15 protein-coding genes are annotated in these 18,662 nt (G+C 65.3%); 10 read left to right on the top strand and 5 right to left on the bottom strand.

All coding sequences use genetic code 11. The features are described from left to right. Nucleotides 1-27 precede the first annotated feature (27 nt). Entirely contained in the window at nucleotides 28-1,164 is a 1,137-nt protein-coding gene (locus CIT37_RS31200; protein ID WP_095424440.1) for an alpha/beta hydrolase family protein, read from the bottom strand. A gap of 950 nt (nucleotides 1,165-2,114) precedes the next feature. Here CIT37_RS31200 and pgm point away from each other — a divergent pair. The 4 genes from pgm (at nucleotide 2,115) to CIT37_RS31180 (ending at nucleotide 6,917) form a co-directional block, all read left to right on the top strand. Then, nucleotides 2,115-3,809: a phosphoglucomutase (alpha-D-glucose-1,6-bisphosphate-dependent) gene (pgm, locus tag CIT37_RS31195; protein ID WP_095424441.1), complete on the top strand. Its 1,695-nt coding sequence runs from the start codon at nucleotides 2,115-2,117 to the stop codon at nucleotides 3,807-3,809. A gap of 297 nt (nucleotides 3,810-4,106) precedes the next feature. Then, nucleotides 4,107-5,156, top strand: coding sequence for an aromatic ring-hydroxylating dioxygenase subunit alpha (locus CIT37_RS31190; protein WP_038948371.1), 1,050 nt, complete (start codon nucleotides 4,107-4,109; stop codon nucleotides 5,154-5,156). A 5-nt stretch (nucleotides 5,157-5,161) separates the two neighbouring features. Next, entirely contained in the window at nucleotides 5,162-5,926 is a 765-nt protein-coding gene (locus CIT37_RS31185; RefSeq protein ID WP_038948370.1) for a GntR family transcriptional regulator, read from the top strand. Nucleotides 5,927-5,936: 10 nt separating this feature from the next. After that, nucleotides 5,937-6,917, top strand: a complete 981-nt coding sequence (locus CIT37_RS31180; RefSeq protein WP_038948369.1) for a PDR/VanB family oxidoreductase — start codon at nucleotides 5,937-5,939, stop codon at nucleotides 6,915-6,917. 219 nt (nucleotides 6,918-7,136) lie between these two features. On the opposite strand, the gene CIT37_RS31175 is transcribed toward CIT37_RS31180, so the two are convergent. After that, nucleotides 7,137-9,098 (bottom strand): putative bifunctional diguanylate cyclase/phosphodiesterase, encoded by a 1,962-nt coding sequence (locus CIT37_RS31175; protein WP_095424442.1) that lies wholly within the window; start codon nucleotides 9,096-9,098, stop codon nucleotides 7,137-7,139. 167 nt (nucleotides 9,099-9,265) lie between these two features. Next, nucleotides 9,266-10,756, bottom strand: a complete 1,491-nt coding sequence (locus CIT37_RS31170) for an FAD-dependent oxidoreductase (protein WP_095424443.1) — start codon at nucleotides 10,754-10,756, stop codon at nucleotides 9,266-9,268. Nucleotides 10,757-10,817: 61 nt separating this feature from the next. On the opposite strand from CIT37_RS31170, the gene CIT37_RS31165 reads away from it, so the two are divergent. Continuing rightward, nucleotides 10,818-11,297 carry a MarR family winged helix-turn-helix transcriptional regulator gene (locus CIT37_RS31165; RefSeq protein WP_095424444.1) on the top strand — a complete coding sequence of 160 codons (480 nt, stop codon included), beginning with the start codon at nucleotides 10,818-10,820 and terminating at the stop codon, nucleotides 11,295-11,297. 24 nt (nucleotides 11,298-11,321) lie between these two features. On the opposite strand, the gene CIT37_RS31160 is transcribed toward CIT37_RS31165, so the two are convergent. Next, nucleotides 11,322-11,687, bottom strand: coding sequence for a nuclear transport factor 2 family protein (locus CIT37_RS31160; RefSeq protein WP_028141780.1), 366 nt, complete (start codon nucleotides 11,685-11,687; stop codon nucleotides 11,322-11,324). A 100-nt stretch (nucleotides 11,688-11,787) separates the two neighbouring features. On the opposite strand from CIT37_RS31160, the gene CIT37_RS31155 reads away from it, so the two are divergent. Genes CIT37_RS31155 through hemC form a run of 3 tightly spaced genes read left to right on the top strand, consistent with a single transcriptional unit; the run spans nucleotide 11,788 to nucleotide 15,060 of the window. Then, the gene (locus CIT37_RS31155; RefSeq protein ID WP_095424445.1) at nucleotides 11,788-12,378 is read left to right on the top strand and encodes a TetR/AcrR family transcriptional regulator; all 591 of its coding nucleotides are present in this window, start codon (nucleotides 11,788-11,790) and stop codon (nucleotides 12,376-12,378) included. Nucleotides 12,379-12,427: 49 nt separating this feature from the next. Then, nucleotides 12,428-14,053 carry a GMC family oxidoreductase gene (locus CIT37_RS31150; RefSeq protein ID WP_095424446.1) on the top strand — a complete coding sequence of 542 codons (1,626 nt, stop codon included), beginning with the start codon at nucleotides 12,428-12,430 and terminating at the stop codon, nucleotides 14,051-14,053. 26 nt (nucleotides 14,054-14,079) lie between these two features. Next, the gene (gene hemC, locus CIT37_RS31145) at nucleotides 14,080-15,060 is read left to right on the top strand and encodes a hydroxymethylbilane synthase (protein WP_095424447.1); all 981 of its coding nucleotides are present in this window, start codon (nucleotides 14,080-14,082) and stop codon (nucleotides 15,058-15,060) included. Between the two features lie 169 nt (nucleotides 15,061-15,229). On the opposite strand, the gene hemE is transcribed toward hemC, so the two are convergent. Next, on the bottom strand, nucleotides 15,230-16,264 hold the full coding sequence (gene hemE / locus CIT37_RS31140; RefSeq protein WP_095424448.1) for a uroporphyrinogen decarboxylase: 1,035 nt from the start codon (nucleotides 16,262-16,264) through the stop codon (nucleotides 15,230-15,232). A 107-nt stretch (nucleotides 16,265-16,371) separates the two neighbouring features. Between hemE and CIT37_RS31135 the strand changes: the two genes are divergently transcribed. Next, the gene (locus tag CIT37_RS31135; protein WP_028141775.1) at nucleotides 16,372-16,587 is read left to right on the top strand and encodes a hypothetical protein; all 216 of its coding nucleotides are present in this window, start codon (nucleotides 16,372-16,374) and stop codon (nucleotides 16,585-16,587) included. A gap of 167 nt (nucleotides 16,588-16,754) precedes the next feature. Next, nucleotides 16,755-18,659 (top strand): sensor domain-containing diguanylate cyclase, encoded by a 1,905-nt coding sequence (locus tag CIT37_RS31130; RefSeq protein WP_095424449.1) that lies wholly within the window; start codon nucleotides 16,755-16,757, stop codon nucleotides 18,657-18,659. Nucleotides 18,660-18,662 lie beyond the last annotated feature (3 nt).

Raw genomic sequence — 18,662 nt, 5'->3', positions numbered from 1 at the left:
TTAACAAACCGGCCTCCGCTGCGGCGACTAGCGCGCGCGGGCGCTCTGATCGGTGGACGTCGCTTGCGCAGGTTCAGCCAGCCGGTCGTCGATCGCATAGAGCGTGCAGGTGGGCGACCATTTCATGCAGGCCGCTAGCGAATCGCGCCGGGCGTCGTCGGCCGTGATGTGTCCCGAACGCCAGCCGTAGCCGCCGTTCGGCGACACCGCGAAAGCCTTGTGCGGCAGCATGCTGGCGAGATAGCGCGCGAACTCGGCCCGCGCGGCCTCGTTGAGCTGGCGCGGCGGCGGCAGCGGGTCGGGCGGGCTCAGGATATCGCGACTGAGGAGGCCGCGCTCGCGCAGGAAGGCGTCGACATAGGGCGTCCATTGCGCACCGCTCGCCACCGCATAGAGGTAGTGGCCGTCGTCACCGAACGGCGGCGCCGCGATGAATTTTGCGTTGCCACCACTGGTGCGAAATCCGTCATGGAGGCGGCGCGCGAGGTCGGGGCCGAAATATGAATCGTTGGTCGCATAGACCCACAGCATCGGCGCGCGCGAGGTCTTGCCGAAGGTGGCGAAGGCCTGCACCAGCCCATCGGGATTGCAGACGTCGTCGTCGTCGCGCGAGCCGCGGCCGCCCGCGAAGTTGATCGCGGCGACGAGACCGGCCGGTGCCTGCGCGGTCAGTGCGACGGTGGCGAGCCCGCCGGCGGAATGACCGGCCGCGATCATGCCTGTTGTTGTGATGTCGGTCCGGCGCGCCATCGCATCGATCGCGGCGCGCAAGTCGGCAACCGCGACCGCGGCTGCAGGCAGGTAAGCGGCTTTCGCGCAGCCGCCGACGCTGTCGACGCGACCGCCAGGCGAGGTGCCGTAGCCGCGCCGCATCACGATCAGCGCGGCAAAGCCGCGCCGGGCGTATTCGAGCGCAATGCCGTAATATTTATGCGCGGACATCGTCGCGCGGTCGTCGAAGCTGCGCGGCGAGCCGTGGCTGAGCAGCGCCAGCGGATAGCGCTTCGTCCCGGCCGGGCGCACCAGGAAGGCCTCCAGCCCCTGTGGCCCGGCCTCCGCCATGGGGATACGGAGATCCTCGGTGTAGAACTCCGCAGCACGCGCCGGCGCACCGGCCACGACGAGGCCGGCGATCAGCAGAAGCAGCTTGCGTGAAAGAGCCATTGGGCGATTCGGAGGGCCTCGATGGCCGGAAGCATAGCATGATCTCCTTGCTTGAACCGTGACCTCGCAGCTATCGCCGTCGTCCTCAGGATGACGGGACGGGCGCCGGCCTGTGTCGCCCTCTGTCAACCCATCCCCACAAAAATATTCCACTTTGCCGAAATTCGGTTTTGTCGTATCTATCGCACATCCCGGCTCACCCAAGAGGGGCGATCATGTGTCGTCACGCATCGCGAGCCGGGTTTGCGGTGGACGCGGCAGCGTCGGCACGAGAGGCGCGGGCAGGGCGGGTAGTCCCTGTGAGCCCGAGGCTTCGTGCGGATGAGCGGCGCTGCTAGGCTTCGTCTCGTCTGTAAGTTTCCGGCTTCGTCGACAGGGCTGGAAAAACTGCGGCGAAATGGCGGGCCGTGCGTACGGCAAAACCGTGTGGTCCTGGCCGTCGTTGCTACGGTCAAGCCTTTCGCGGAGATGCGAGCGAGCCCAACCAGGCAGACTGCATCATCAATTCGCGGGGCGAGGGAGGCCAGAAGGAATGGTCGGCTCCCGGGAGATCACGGCATAAGCCGTCCAACCACTGCGCAGGGAAGGCCGAGTGATTGGCCACACCTGTATGCTGCTGTGCGGTTCTTTCTGCGTGTGCATTTCGCGCAGCGGACCGCGGGTGCGAGCCAGCACCCGGCCTTCCCTGCGCCCTCTTGGATTAGAGGGTGGAGCGACGAAGCAAAGCTCGGGCGAATCAAGCCGCGAGGCCGCGAAGGCATGTCCTCATTGAAGATCTCAACATCGATGATGCAGGCTCAGATTCATGACCGTCGCAAGGCGAGCCTCCGCTTCGCGGTTGCGCGGGTATGACGGTTCTCTGGGGGGGGCGCGGACTTTCGCTGCAGCCACCTACCCAGGGAACGCCTTCCCCACCGCGGGTGTTGTGCCCCTTGGCGGGGACCCGGCCGATGCTATGGTGTCGCGCTATCTCAGTACGACAGGACGAGGATATTTCAGTGGCTGATGTTCATCCCGGGGCGGGCAAGCAGGCTTCGCCGGACGCGCTCACCAATATTCCGCGGCTGGTGACGGCCTATTTCGCCGGCAAGCCCGACGTCGCGGATCCCGCGCAGCGCGTGGCGTTCGGCACCTCCGGCCATCGCGGCACCTCGCTCAAGAACACTTTCAACGAAGGCCATATCCTCGCGACGACGCAGGCCATTTGCGACCACAGACGGGAAAAGGGGCTGACCGGACCGCTGTTCATCGGCATCGACACTCACGCGCTGGCCGAGCCGGCACTGGTCAGCGCCGTCGAGGTGTTCGCCGCCAACGGCGTCGACATCATGATCGACAAGGACGGCGGCTACACGCCGACGCCGGTGATCTCGCACGCGATCCTCACCTACAACAAGGGCCGCACATCGGGTCTCGCCGACGGCGTCGTCATCACGCCCTCGCACAATCCGCCGGAGGATGGCGGCTACAAATACAATCCGCCGCATGGCGGCCCGGCCGACACGGACGTTACGGGCGTCGTCGAGAAGCGCGCCAACGCCTATCTCGCCGACGGCCTCAAGGGCGTGAAGCGCATCGACTATGCCAAGGCGCTGAAGTCTTCGAACGTCCATGCCACCGACTTCGTCACGCCCTACGTCGCCGATCTCGGCAATGTCGTCGATCTCGACCTCGTCAAATCCGCCGGCATCAAGATCGGCATCGATCCGCTCGGCGGCGCCGCCGTACACTACTGGCATCCGATCATCGAGCGCTACGGCCTGAAGGCCACCGTGGTGAACGAGGCGATCGACCCGACCTTCCGTTTCATGACGGTGGACTGGGACGGCAAGATCCGCATGGACTGCTCCTCGCCCTACGCGATGGCGAGCCTGATCGCGATGCGCGACCGCTTCGACGTCGCCTTTGCCAACGACACCGATGCCGATCGCCACGGCATCGTCACGCGCTCCGGCGGCCTGATGAATCCGAACCATTATCTGGCGACTGCGATCTCCTATCTGTTCGCGCATCGTCCGAACTGGGGCAGGGACGCCGCGATCGGCAAGACCGTGGTGTCGAGCTCGATCATCGACCGCGTCGCCAAGAAGCTCGGGCGCAAGCTGGTCGAGACGCCGGTCGGCTTCAAATGGTTCGTCGACGGTCTCCTCACGGGCGGCTTCGGCTTCGGCGGCGAGGAGAGTGCGGGCGCCTCGTTCCTGCGCCGTGACGGCACGGTGTGGACGACCGACAAGGACGGCGTCATCCTTGGCCTGCTCGCCGCCGAGATCATGGCCAAGACCGGCCGCGACCCCAGCCAGCTGTTCAATGATCTGACCGCCGAGTTCGGCGTGCCGCATTACGCGCGCATCGACGTCGCCGCGACCGGACCGCAAAAGAACATCCTCAAATCCGTCACGCCTGAGCAGCTCGGTCTGAAGGATCTCGCCGGCGACCCCGTCCGCGCAACGCTCAGCAAGGCGCCCGGTAACGGCCAGCCGTTCGGCGGAATCAAGGTCGAGACCGATTTCGGCTGGTTCGCCGCGCGGCCGTCAGGGACCGAGGACGTCTACAAGATCTACGCCGAGAGCTTCCGCAGCACCGAGCACCTGACGCGGATTCAGGAGGAGGCCAAGGCAGGACTGGCGAAAGTGTTCGGGGCGTAAAGCGCCGGACCAAATCGCCGTATCGCCTTCTTCGACCAAGGGTAGGCCTCGCCGCATCACACGGTGTCATCGCCCGCCTGGTGCGCAATTGCGCACAGGGGCGGGCGATCCGGGCAGAAATTGTCTGAACCAATGTCCGCTGCGGAGTCCTGGATTCCCCGGCTCCGAAATACTTCTGCTGGTATGTATACATTCATGAAGTTAAAGGTATCTGAATGCGCCGATTTCGGCCTTGAATAATTTCATCCCTCAGCTATTGTATACATAACGCATACATAAGCCGTGGGAGTGAGACCAATGACAAAGCCCTTCCCCATGAATGCCTGGTACGCCGCGGCCTGGGACGCGGACGTGAAAGCTGCGCTGCTGCCGCGAACCATCTGCGGCAAGCATGTCGTGATGTACCGGAAGGCCGACGGTGCGGTCGCCGCGCTGGAGGATGCCTGCTGGCACCGTCTGGTGCCGCTGTCCAAGGGCCGGCTCGAAGGCGACACCGTCGTCTGCGGCTATCACGGCCTGAAATACAACGCGCAGGGGCGCTGCACCTTCATGCCCTCGCAGGAGACCATCAACCCGTCGGCCTGCGTCCGCGCCTATCCCGTGGTCGAGCGCCATCGCTACATCTGGCTCTGGATGGGCGATCCCGCGCTGGCCGATCCCGCGCTCGTGCCGGACATGCACTGGAATCACGATCCGGCCTGGGCCGGCGACGGCAAGACCATCCACGTCAATTGCGACTACCGCCTCGTGCTCGACAATCTCATGGACCTCACCCATGAGACCTTCGTGCACGGCTCCTCCATCGGCAACGACGCGGTGGCGGAGGCGCCGTTCGACGTCACTCATGGCGAGAAGACTGTCACGGTAACGCGCTGGATGCGGAACATCGAGCCACCGCCGTTCTGGGCGAAACAGCTCGGCAAGACCGGCCTGGTCGATCGCTGGCAGATCATCCGCTTTGAGGCGCCATGCACCATCGCCATCGACGTCGGCGTGGCGCCGACAGGCACCGGTGCGCCGGAAGGTGATCGCTCGCAGGGCGTCAACGGCTTCGTGCTCAACACCATCACGCCCGAGACCGAGAAGACCTGCCATTATTTCTGGGCCTTCGTGCGCAACTACCAGCTCGGCGAGCAGCGCATCACCACCGAGATCCGCGAGGGCGTCTCCGGCATCTTCCACGAGGACGAGCTGATCCTGGAAGCGCAGCAGCGCGCGATGGACGAAAACCCCGATCGCATCTTCTACAACCTCAACATCGACGCCGGCGCGATGTGGACGCGCAAGCTGATCGACCGGATGGTAGCGAAGGAAAACGGGCCGCAGCACCTTCAGGCGGCGGAGTAGGCCAGGTGAAAGCAGCAGCCCCCGAACGTGAGGTCGACCGCTCCGTCTCGCAGACCGTGAAGGCGCAGCTTGCGCTGCGCGACCAGATCCTGTCCGGCTCTCTGCGGCCGGGCGAGCGCATCTCCGAGCTCCAGGCGGTGGAGACCACCGGCGCCTCGCGCACCCCGGTGCGCATGGCACTGGTGCGGCTGGAGGAGGAGGGCCTGCTGGAGGCGATCCCGTCCGGCGGCTTCATGGTGAAGGCGTTTTCGGAACGCGACATCTCCGATTCCATCGAGCTGCGCGGCACGCTGGAAGGGCTCGCCGCGCGCTTCGCTGCCGAGCGCGGTGTCTCCGCGCGCGAGCTCGAGCCGCTCAAGGAGTGCCTTGCCGCGATCGACGAATTGCTGCGCCAGGTGCCGATCTCGATCGAAGCGTTCTCGTCCTATGTCACGCTGAACGCGCGCTTCCACGCCCTGCTCACGGAATTGTCGCGCAGCCCACCCTTGGTCCGCCAGATCGACCGCGCCTCGGCGCTGCCGTTCGCATCCCCGAGCGGCTTCGTGATGGCGCAATCCGCATTGCCCGAGGCGCAGCAGATCCTGATCATCGGGCAGGAGCACCACCGCGTCGTGATCGACGCCATCGAGAACCGCGAAGGCGCGCGCGCCGAAGCCGTCATGCGCGAGCATGCGCGGCTCGCGGTACGAAACTTGAGGCTCGCGCTGCGCAACCGGACCCATCTCGACCTCTTGCCGGCGCTGGCGCTGATCAAGACCGCAGCCGATTGAGGGCAGTGCCATGCGCTTCATCGAAACCTGGATTCCGGCAACGCTCGTCTCGACGCGCGATCTCGCTCCCGGCATCCGTGAATTCCTGATCCGGCCTGATCGGTTCGACGCCGCCGCCTATCCGGTCGGCAGCCACATCAATATCAGCGTGACCATCGACGGCCTGCCGGAGACGCGGTCCTATTCGCTGGTCGGCGAAGCCACCTCGGCCGGCCTCAAGATCGCGGTGCGCCGTGCCGAGGATTCCCGCGGCGGCTCCCGCTACATGTGGCAGCTCGCGCCGGGCGCGCGGCTCGACATCACCCAGCCCGCTTCGCTACTCGCGGTCGACTGGGCTCGCGAAAGCTATTGTCTGATCGCCGGCGGCATCGGCATCACGCCGATCCTCGGTGCCGCGCAGGCGCTGGCGCGGCGCGGCGTGGATGTCACGCTGCACTATGCGGTGCGCTCGCGCGCCGAGGCCGCCTATCTCGACGATCTCGCCGCGATGCTCGGCGATCGCCTGGTCGTTCATGCCAGCGATGAAGGCAGACGACTCGACCTCGATGCGGTGTTCGCATCATTGCCGCAAGGCGCGTTGTCGCTGTTCTGCGGCCCGATGCGGATGCTGGATGCCGCGCGCCACGCCTGGATCGGCGCAGGCCATCCGCTGCCCGACCTCCGCTACGAGACCTTCGGCTCCAGCGGCACGCTGCCGACCGAGACGTTTCGCGTGCGCCTGAAGGGCTCTGATGTCGAGCTCGAAATCCCGCGCGAGCGCTCGATGCTGGACGTGCTCAACGCCAGCGGTCACGACGTGATGTACGATTGCAAGCGCGGCGAATGCGGCCTCTGCGCCATCGACGTGGTCGAGGTCGACGGCGAGATCGACCACCGCGACGTCTTCTTCAGTGACCATCAGAAGCAAAGCAACCAGAAGATCTGCGCCTGCGTCTCGCGGGCCCGTGGCACCATCACGGTGGACACGCTGCTGCGCGCGGACGCGGTTTGAGCGAGCCTTGAGCTGGACTCCATTAAGAAGGAATGGACGGCCCCGCGGGCTCGACCTCTCCCGCTTGCGGGAGAGGGCGCGCCGAAGCGCCGGGTGAGGGCTCTCTCCTGTGAGGGAGTGTCCCGTTGCGGAGACACCCTCTCCCCAACCCTCTCCCGCAAGCGGGCGAGGGGGCTTACCGCCGTCGTGGTCGTCACTAGGTCAAATCTAAGCTTCCACCTACGCCGCAAACGTCGCCCGAAGCTTCTTCGTATCCAGCAACGCCAGCACGCCGTCCACCGACACCGGCCGGCTGATCAGATAGCCCTGCACCTCGTCGCAACTGATCTGCCTGAGATAGTCGAGCTGGTCGGCGGTCTCGACGCCCTCGGCGACGACGGCGATGCGCAGGTCGCGCGCGAGCGAGATCACCGATTTGACGATGGCGGCACAGTCGGGCTGCACCAGCATGTCGCGGATGAAGGACTGGTCGATCTTGATGCGGCTGAACGGCAGCTTGCGCAAATAGGTGAGGGAGGAGAAGCCGGTCCCGAAATCGTCCAGCGCCACGGTGACGCCGAGCTGCAGCAGCGCGTTCAGAACCGGCTCGGCCGAGCCGTATTTCGACAGCAGCATCGATTCCGTGATCTCGATCTCGAGCCGGTGCGGGGCGATCTTCGCCTCCGCGAGCGCCTGTACGATGATCTGGAGGATGCCGGCGTTGTGAAACTGCGCGGCCGAGAAGTTCACGGCGACCCTGATGTCGTCCGGCCACTCGGCAACCGTCGCGCAGGCGCGGCGGACGACCCATTCGCCGATCTCGTGGATCATCCCGGTCTCTTCCGCGATCGGAATGAATTCGCTCGGCGGCACCAGTCCGCGCTCAGGATGTTGCCAGCGCAGCAGCGCTTCGAAACCAGTGATCCGGCTTTGGTCGAGATCGAGGAACGGCTGGAACACGAGGAACAGCTCGTTTCGCGCGATCGCGCCCTCGAGGTCGGATTGCAGCGCCTTGCGATCGCGTGACACCCTGTCGTCGCTGGTCTCGAAGAAGCGGATCGTGCCGGGGCCCGCCTTCTTGGCGCGGTAGAGGGCGGCATCGGCATTCTTCATGACGTCGAGCGGCGTGGTGCCGTCGCGCGGCGCCAGCACGATGCCGACGCTGGTCGCGCCCACGATCTGGCGGCCCTCGATGCGGAACGGTTCAGTGAAGGCGGCGACGAAGCGTTCGGCGATCTCGAGTGCATCCTCGGGACGCGCCAGATTGGCCATCACCAGCGCGAATTCGTCGCCGCCGATGCGTGCGACATGCTCGGCGGCGCGCGTGCAGCGTCGCAGGCGGCTTGCAACCTGGACCAGGAATTCGTCGCCGGCGGGATGGCCGAACTTGTCGTTGACCTCCTTGAAGCGATCGAGATCGAGCAGGAGCACCGCAAACTCCTCGCCTGACAATGCGAGCCGCTTGAGCGCGGCCTCGAGCGTCTCGTTGAAGGCGACGCGGTTGGGCAGGTGGGTCAGAGGATCGAGCCGCACGGTGCGCTCCGCCTCGATCTGCCGCATCACGCGCCGCGCGAACGAGAACGAATTGACGAACACGCCGCGCAGCAGCACGCTGCCGTAGACCACGACGAGGAAGGCGATCAGCAGAAAGGCCAGATCGCCGTTGCTGCCGAGGCAGATCGCGATCCCGACGAAGATCGGGGCCGTGAAGGCGATCGCTGCGATCGGGATGGTGGCGAAGGCGAGCGCGCCGCCGGCCAGCATGCCCGAGCACAGGCAGGTGATGACGAGCTGGCCGCCGGTCGAAGCATTATTGAAGAAGGCGACGGGGACGATGCCCCAGGCGGTGCCGAGGACGAAGGCATTTTGCACCAGCCGGTGCATGGCGCGGCGCGAGACGAACTGCGGCTTGGTGATGCGGCGCGCGGCGCGGGATTGCAGACCGAACATGATCGCGCCGCTTGCGACAGCGCCTGCCCAGATCAACGCAAGAATCCTGTCCGGCGATTGCCACAGTGCGATGGCGAGCACGATGGCGTTGCAGGCATTGGCGAGCATGATGCCGACCGAATAGCCGAGCACCAGCGACATCTGTTCGGCGCGGATATGGCCGGCCACGGCTTCGTCGGTTGCGGGACCGCCAAAGGCCGACAAATCGCCCGCGAACAGCCGCGCGACATAGCTGGTCGTTTGAGTCCGCATTTCAGAGCCTAGCAGGACGGGCCGTTGGTCGGCTCCTTCAGGGAGAATTCGCCGCAAACCTTTGACGAACTATGAATTATCCCTGACTGCGGCCTTCGCCGCGACCACTTCTGCGTGTTCGTGACGCGATATCGATAACAAATCGATACAAATGCAGACTTCGACACTTACGGAGGCGGCTGGAGGCCCTGTTCGGCCAGGAAATGCGTGAGCCCATCGACCTGCCGCGAGCCCACGAATGCGCCTATGTAACCGTCAGGACGCACCAGCACCCAATCCCCGGGCGACACGGCGTATGCGTCGCGAAAGTGCTCGCTGTCGTCGACGAGCTCGGCATCCGGGCCGATACGATGGATATGCAGTCCAGTGCACGCCGATACAGTCTCGCGTTTCACCTGATAGCCAAGCAGCGTCCAATGAGGCCCCTTGAGCAACGCGAACAAGCGTATGGGTTGTCCGGCGGCTCCGCGTAGCGGCGCATCCGGTGCGCGGGCTCCCGCGGACGGGCCTGCCATGCGCCCTGGCTTTTCCAGTGCCAAGGGCGATCCCGGATAGCCGATGTCGAGTTGCTGCACCTCGCGGCCGCGCCTCACGTCGCCGCGCTTGGCCGCTTCCAGCAAGTCGGTGGAAAGGCCGAGCACATCTGCAGCGACGGGGCGTCGTTCTGCCTCGTAACTGTCGAGCAGAGTTGCGGACGCACCGCCGATAACGGCCGCCAGCTTCCAGCCCAGATTGTAGGCATCCTGCACGCTGGTATTGAGACCTTGTCCACCCGTCGGGGGATGGATGTGAGCCGCATCGCCGATCAGAAATGCACGGCGATCCCGGTAGCGATCGGCGAGTCTCGCATTCATCTGATAGGCCGACGCCCAAGGCACGGACTGGATGCGGATATCGTTGCGTCCCGTGCGCCCGGCGACCATGGCCGAAAGCCCTTCGGCGGACAGATCGACCTCGCCTTCGAGCGGAACGGGTGCCTGCAACTGAAACAGCTCCGTTCCGGCCAGTGGGCACAGCGAAACCTGACGGTCCATCGCGCCATCGTGGAAGCGGTGCCACGCCAGGCGGTCCAGGCCCGTCAGCACGACGTCGGCCACCACGGCTCGTACGCCGAGCGTCTTGCCTTGAAAACCAATGCCGAGTGCGTGACGCACGAAGCTGCGGCCGCCGTCGGCACCGACGAGGTAACGCACGCGCACCGTCTCTTCGCCGTCCCGGCCTGAAAGGCGCGCAGTCACACCGTCCTCATCCTGTTCCAGGCCGACCAATTCGCAGCCAAATTCCACCCGCCCGCCGAGTTCGAGCAGCCGTTCGCGCATCACGCCCTCGGTCAGGAATTGCGGGATCATCAGCGCCATGTTGTAGGGCTCGGCGGGGGTGGGGACGGCGAGCTCTGCGATCCCTGACTCGATGAAGCTGCCGTCATCGCGGTATTTGCGCTGCGGCGGGTAGAGACCTCCGGCGGCAACGATGCGGTCGATGATGCCGAGATCCTCGAAGATCTCGAGGGTTCGAGGCTGGATTCCCTTGCCGCGAGACCCATGGAACGGGCCGGCTTGCTTCTCGATCAGCCGAAAAGACACGCCTCGCCGCGCGAGGTCGATGGCGAGCGTAAGGCCGGCCGCACCTGCTCCGCAGATCAGAACGCCGCCGTGAATTGCTTTGTCATGGCATCCTCAATATGTGTAATATGCACACATTAGGCAGAGGGTCATCGGGATGTCAAGAAGGGTGCAAAATACACATATTAAAAAGCAGGTGCGCTCGCTTCACGAAGCGTTGATCGACATCGTCAGTGTCATGAACCGCCGGCAGGGCGACGACATGATGATCCGCGAGGCGGGCATCTCGCTGGATCGTGCGCTGTTTCCGCTGCTCGTCGGCATCGAGCGGCGCGGCCCGATCGGAGTCGTCGACCTCGCGGATCGCATGGGGCGGGACTACACCACGGTCAGCCGGCAGGTCGCGAAACTGGAAAATCTCGGCTTGATCAAGCGCCACGCCAGCGAAGCGGATCGCCGCGTCAGTGAAGCCACCATCACGCCCAGCGGCAAGGCCATGACGGACGCGGTGGACAGGGCACGCGAACGGATTGTCGGGGGGATGTTTGCGACCTGGGACGATCAGGATGTCGAGGATCTGGTGCGCCTGATGCGCAAGCTCGCCGACGCGATGATGTCGCCGGGCGAGTCAGCTTGAAATCGATTGCGAAAGGGCGGCTTGTCACCGCCCGAGCTGCTTGGGGTCGTAATAGAACCGCTCCTCGATCAGCTTGTCGCCGCGCCAGGTTTGCCACGCGATCTCGTCCAGCGTTCGTGCGACACCCTCTGCGTTGGTGAAGCTGAACGTCCAGCGCGTCGCGACATGGTCGCCGTCGATCAGGCTCGGTCCGATGCGGACGGCCCTGACCTCTTTCGAGGCCGCCAGCACGGCACGCTCCTTGGCGACGAGCTTGTCACGGCCGATCGTCGGAGCGCCGTTGTTCTCATAGGTCGCGGCGTCGGGCGTGCAGAACTGCTCGATCGCGCCGATGAAATCCCCGGCCTCCAGCCGCTGCGCAAAAGCTTCGACGACGTCACGGCTCGGCATATCAAACCCCGCAATTAAAACCGACTGATAGTCGGTAAATACCGACCGGTGGTCGAAAAGTCAACTGGCTGCTTCTGCCGAATTCGATTAGACGAGACCCATGGCAAAACAGGCGGAGCGGCGGGCGGCGACATCGGAGGCGATCCTGACGGCGGCGCGCCGTCTGTTCGGGACGCAAGGCTTTGCCGCCACCACCATGGACGAGATCGCGGCGGCGGCCTCTGTCGCCAAGGGTGCGGTCTATCATCACTTCAAGACCAAGGAGGCAGTGTTCGAAGCCGTGTTCGACCAGGTCTCGCGGGATCTCGTCGTCGAGATCGACAGCGCCGCCCGCGCCGAGAAGGATGTGCTCGCGGCGATGGTCGCCGGCACGCAGCATTATTTCGCGGCGACCGCCAAGGGCCCGACCGGCCAGATCATCCTGCGGGACGGGCCGGCCGTGCTCGGCTGGGAGAGGTGGCGCGAGATCGACGCACGGCATTTCGGCGGCAAGCTGCCACGTGCGCTCTCGGTGGCGATGGAGACCGGCCTCATCGCAAAGCAGCCGGTCGAGCCGCTGGCGCGGCTGCTGCTCGGCGCGGTGACGGAGGCCGCGGTCGCCTGCGCCGGGCGCGCCGATATCGCAAGGGCGGGTGCGGAATATGCCCGTGCGTTCAAGTCGCTGGTCGAGGCGCTGCGCCATCGCGCATGATTGTGCTAGTGACGAACCAGAAACGCCCACACAACAAGAAGACTAGCGCATGAACGCAAATTCCTCTCTCGCATCCACCGATCCCGAATTCGACTACATCATCGTCGGCGCCGGCTCCGCCGGCTGCGTGCTCGCCAACAGGCTGTCGGCGAACGGCAAGTACAGCGTGCTGCTGCTCGAGGCCGGCCCGAAGGATTCCAACATCTGGATCCACGTGCCGCTCGGCTACGGCAAACTGTTCAAGGAGAAGACGGTCAACTGGATGTACCAGACCGAGCCGGAGCCTGAGCTGAAGGGACGTCAGGTGTTCCAGCCGCGCGGCAAGACGCTGGGCGGATCGAGCTCGATCAACGGTCTGCTCTATGTCCGCGGCCAGCACGAGGACTACGACCGCTGGCGTCAGCTCGGCAACACCGGCTGGGGCTATGACGACGTGCTGCCCTACTTCAAGAAGGCCGAGAACCAGTCGCGCGGCGCCGACCAGTATCACGGCAGCGGCGGCCCGCTGCCGGTTTCCAACATGGTCGTGACCGATCCGCTGTCAAAGGCCTTCATCGACGCCGCGGTCGAGACCGGTCTGCCCTACAACCCCGATTTCAACGGCGCCACGCAGGAAGGCGTCGGCCTGTTCCAGACCACGACGCGCAACGGCCGGCGCGCCTCGACCTCGGTGGCCTATCTCGGGCCGGCGAAGGCCCGCGGCAATCTCAAGGTCGAAACCTCCGCGCTCGGCCAGCGCGTGCTGTTCGAGGGCCGCCGCGCCGTCGGCGTCGAATATCGGCAAGGCTCGCAAATCCGACGTGCCCGCGCGCGCAAGGAGATCGTGCTGTCGAGCGGCGCCTACAACTCGCCGCAGCTGCTGCAGCTCTCCGGCGTCGGACCCGGCGACCTCCTGCGCAAGCATGGCATCGATGTCGTGCTGGACGCGCCGGGCGTTGGTCACGACCTCCAGGACCACATGCAGGTCCGCATCGTGATGCGCTGCTCGCAGAAGATCACGCTGAACGACACCGTCAATCATCCGCTCCGCCGCACCATGGCCGGCGCGCGCTATGCGCTGTTCCGCAAGGGGTGGCTGACGATTGCGGCGGGCACGGCGGGCGCGTTCTTCAAGACCAGCCCGCGGCTGGCCTCGCCCGACATCCAGGTTCACTTCCTGCCGTTCTCGACCGACAAGATGGGCGAGAAGCTGCATGATTTCTCCGGCTTTACCGCCTCTGTGTGCCAGCTCCGTCCTGAGAGCCGCGGCTCCCTGCGCATCAAGAGCGCCGATCCGACGGTGCCGCCGGAAATCCGCATCAACTACATGTCGACCGAGACCGACCGCACCACCAATGTCGAAGGTCTGAAGATCCTGCGCAAGATCTTGAATGCGCCGGCGCTGAAACCGTTCGTGGTCAATGAGTACGATCCCGGGGCGAAGGTATCCACGGATGCCGAGCTGCTGGATTATTGCCGTGAGCGCGGCAGCACCATCTACCATCCGACCTCGACCTGTCGTATGGGCAATGATGCGCTCGCGGTGGTCGACCAGCGGCTGAAGGTGAGGGGGCTCGAAGGCCTGCGCGTCGTCGACGGCTCGGTCATGCCGGACCTCGTGTCGGGGAACACCAACGCGCCGATCATCATGATCGCCGAAAAGGCCTCCGACATGATATTGGAGGATGCGCGGTAAAACCCGCGCGAGAGGGAGCAGACAGTTTGGCTACGCGACTGAAGATCGGCACACGCAAGAGCGCGATGGCGCTGGCACAGACGGAAGAGATCGCGCGCCGCCTGACCGCCGCCGTGCCCGGTCTCGACGTCGAGATCGTCAAGTTCGACACCACGGGCGATCTCGACCAGACCAGCAAGCTGCTGTCGCATGGCGGCAAGGGCGGCGCCTTCGTGGCGCAGATCCGCGCCGCGGTGCTGTCGGGCGAATTGCAGGCGGCGATGCATTCGCTGAAGGACATGCCGGGCAATGAGGACACGCCTGGTCTCGTCATCGGCGCCACCTTGTCGCGCGATCCGCCCAACGACGCACTGGTGCTGCGCGACGGGGTGACGCTGGAGGCGCTGCGCCAGTCCCGCGGCAAGGGTTTTAAGATCGGCACCAACGCGGTCCGCCGGGCCGCTTACGCGCGACGCCTGTTGCCGGATGTAGAGGTGATCCACTTCCGCGGTGCCGCCGACACGCGCGTCCGAAAGCTCGACAATGGCGAGAAGCAGCGCCTGCCGGACGGCGGCACCGTAGGCCCGGCCGATGCGCTGATCATGGCGCGTTCGGGCCTCGACCGCGTCGGCCTCGCCGGCCGCATCGCGTACGAATTCACCGCGGCGGAGATGCTGCCCGCGGCGGGGCAGGGCATCGTCGCAGTCGAATGCGCGGCGCAGGACTGGCAGACGCGGCAGATCCTGTCGTCAATCGACGATCCCGCCGCGCATGCCAGCGCGGACGCCGAGCGCGAGGTCTTGTGGGTGCTTAACGGCCACTGCAATTCGCCGGTGGCGGGTTTCTCGACCATTGCCGGCGATCAGATGTCGCTGACGGCCTCCGTGCTCGACCTCTCCGGCAACACCATCATCGAAGCCTCGCGCGAAGGCCCCGCCAATCGGCCGCGTGAGCTCGGCCGTGCCGTGGGTCTGGATCTGCTGACAAAGGGCGCCGCCGAGATCATCGAGCGCAGCCGGCCGCGCTAAGCCTTCCCGCGAAAGCGCAACCGGCCATCTTATGATTCCGCGCCTGATTTGCCCGACGTGTCAAACGCGCCTGTGAGCCGCGCGTGCCGGCCCAGAGTTTTCAATGACTTGTCTACTGTGCATGAGGTTGTTTTCGCGTTTTGTTTCCGCGCCCGTTAGGGCGGGCGAATTACCCCCGCACCCGCCTGATCATCTGCTCGACATGGGCGATCGGCGTTTCCGGCTGGATGCCGTGGCCGAGATTGAAGATGAAGCGGCCTTGAGCAAAATTGGCCAGCACGTTGTCGACCGCGCGGTCGAGCGCCGCGCCGCCCGTGATCAACACCAGCGGATCGAGATTGCCCTGCACGGCGACCTTGCTTTGCACGCGTTCGCGAATGAAGCCCGGCTCCGCGGTCCAGTCGATGCTGACCGCATTGACACCGGTCGCCTCGACATAGCCAGGCAATTGCGCACCGGCACCGCGGGGGAAGCCGATGATCTTCGCATCCGGCACCTTGGCCCGCACGCCCTCGACGATGCGGCGGGTCGGCTCGACCGACCAGCGTGCGAATTCGGCCGGCGGCAGCACGCCCGCCCAGGTGTCGAAGATCTGCAAGGCATTGGCGCCGGCGGCGAGCTGCAACAGCAGATATTGAATCGAGTTCTCGACCAGCACGTCGATGATTTTCGAGAACGCCTCCGGATGCCGGTAGGCCATCATCCGCGCCGGCGCCTGATCCGGCGTGCCCTGGCCGGCGACCATGTAGGTCGCAACCGTCCACGGCGCGCCGCAGAAGCCGATCAGCGCGGTCTTTGGATCGAGCGCGCCGCGGACGAGCTTGAGCGCCTCGAACACCGCCTCGAGCATGCCGAAGTCGGCGCGCGCGGCGAGCGTTGCGACCTTCGCCGGATCATCCAGCGGATCCAGCCGCGGGCCCTCGCCGACCTCGAACCGCACCGAGCGCCCGAGCGCATAGGGGATCACCAGGATGTCGGAGAAGATGATCGCCGCATCGAAGCCGAATCTGCGGATCGGTTGCAGCGTCACCTCGGCCGCAAGCTCCGGGTTGAAGCACAGATCGAGGAAGCCGCCGGCCTTGGCGCGGACCTCGCGATATTCCGGCAGATAGCGGCCGGCCTGCCGCATCATCCACATGGGCGGGATGCTCTGGCGCTGGCCGGAGAGCACGTCGATGAAAGGTTTCGTCGCAGATTGGGGCACGAAATGGTCCTGAGAAAGGTTATGGCCTCTGATACACCGCTCCGGCCCTCAGCGGAACAGGGGAACCAGCGCAATCGGGCCGCGTTGACCAGCCGATGGAGGACATCATGGCTGAGACATTCAATCCTGCGCCGCATGACAAGCACGCCGACGATCTGCGTGAGGCGCTCGTCGCCGACCGGCAATCCAAGCTCGACGCCGGGCTCAGGGACAGCTTCCCAGCATCTGATCCCGTAAGCGCCACCCAGCCGACGCCCTCGAAGGCCGATGCGGAAGCCGACAGTCCCTCGCTCTGGGACAAGGTGAAGGCGATCTTCAGCTAGAGGGAGGCGACGCCGGGATCGGCTTGCTAATACCTTGTTAGCGATGTGCTTATCGCGGCGTCCGTAGGACTACTGGAAACCGGGTAGTTGGCTACGTATTCCAGTAGTGATTTCAGAGTTCAATAATAGAAGCGGCAGAGTTTCCGACGATCGGAGAATTCTGCCGCATGAGCCTTGCGACCCAACGAGCTGGATGGAGCCGTCTGCCGCTGCGCGCGGCGGCGTTCGTTGTGCTGACCTGCGCCACCATCCTCGGCGTCAGCGGCTGGCGGGAATGGGCTGCGCGCGACGCGGTGCTCAGGGGCGCCGAGACCGAGATGGCGAACGTTGCCCGCTCGCTGACCCAGCATGCCGAGGACAGCCTCGATCTGCTGGATTCCGGCGTCGTCGGCGTCGTCAGCCGGCTCGAGATGGACGGCACTGCACCGGCCACGATCGCCAAACTGCGCACCCTGCTGGAAGTACGCAAGAAGGCCATCGAGCGCGTTCACAGCCTCGCCATCATCGACGACCAGGGCAACTGGCTGACCTCGCCCGGCACGATCGGCTCAACGCTCAGCGACGACGCGTTTTTCCGCTATCATCAGCTCTCCCCGAAACGAGAGCCCTATGTCGGCCGTCCCGTAAAGAGCCTCCTGGACGGCGAATGGGTCGTCACCCTGTCGCGCCGCTTCAACAAGCCCGACGGCACCTTCGGCGGGGTCGTGCTCGCGACCATCAGCTCAAAATATCTTTCGCATTTCTACGAGCAGTTCGAGATCGGCCGCAATAGCTCGGTGTCGCTCACGCATGGCGATGGCCTGATCATCGCGCGCAACCCCAGCAACGAGACATTCGTCGGACGCAGCGTTTCCGACAAGCCGTTATTCCGCGACGCGAGCCTGCAACGGCCGAGTGGGGCCTACTATTTCAAGTCCCCCCTGGACGGCGCCGAGCGCGTCAGCTTCTTCAAGCGCAGCAGCCGTTTCCCGCTCCTTTTGCTTGCCACAGTCGACAAGGACGAGTTGCTCGCGCCCTGGCGCGCTGCGGCAATCTCCCGCATGCTCTACGTCGTCGCGCTGGTGATGCTGATTGCGGTCATCGGCGCCGTGCTGGTGCGACAGTTGCAGCGCGGCCAGCGCATGGCCGCGGCCCTGGTCGAGAAAGAGGCGCATTTCCGCCTGCTCGCGGAAGGCTCCAGCGACATGGTGACGCGCATCGGGCTCGACGAGCGGCTGCGCTATGTCTCGCCCTCGTCCGCGCGCGTCGTCGGCTGGCGTGCCAATCAATTGATCGGCACGCCGGCGCTCGCGGGCATCAATCCGGAGGATCTGCCGGAGGTCCAGGCGATCGTCGACGCCATGAAGCGTGGCGAGCGGGAGGAGGCGCGCCTCACTTATCGCAACTCGCACCGGCAGAACGGCGAAGTCTGGCTGGAATCGACCATGCGGGTGACGCGCAAGGACAATGGCCGCGTCGACGGCGTGGTCGCGATCTCCCGCGACATCACCGAGCACAAGAAGCTGGAAACCAGGCTCGAGACGCTTGCGATCGAGGACAGCCTCACCGGCCTTGCCAATCGCCGCCGCTTCGACGAGCGGCTGAAAGAGGAATGGGCGCGCGCCTATCGCGACCGCTCGAGCCTTGCTTTGCTGATGATCGATGTGGACCACTTCAAGGCCTATAACGACGAATACGGCCATCCCGCGGGCGATGCCTGCCTGCGTCTGGTCGCAAAGATCATCGCGGCCGAGACGCAGCGCGCCGGCGATCTGGCGGCGCGCTATGGCGGCGAGGAATTCGCCATGCTGCTGCCGAACACCGATGCCGCCGGCTGCGCTCTTTTCGGCGAACGGATCCGCAGCGCCATCCACGAGGCCGGCCTCGTTCATGCCACCAATCTGGAATCCGGATGCGTCACCGCCTCGGTCGGCGGTGCGACCTGTCGGCCGGCGCTGGAACGCACGGCGGGCGTGGCCTCGCTGGTTGAGGCTGCCGACCGGGCGCTCTACGCTGCCAAGGACGCAGGCCGCGACCGCCTGGTGATGTCCGGCGAGCTCATGAATTTGATGCCCAAGGCCTCCGGCCAGTAAGAC

It is taken from the genome of Bradyrhizobium ottawaense (genome assembly GCF_002278135.3).
Lineage (GTDB): Bacteria > Pseudomonadota > Alphaproteobacteria > Rhizobiales > Xanthobacteraceae > Bradyrhizobium > Bradyrhizobium ottawaense.
This window is presented reverse-complemented; position numbering and strand designations above follow the sequence as displayed.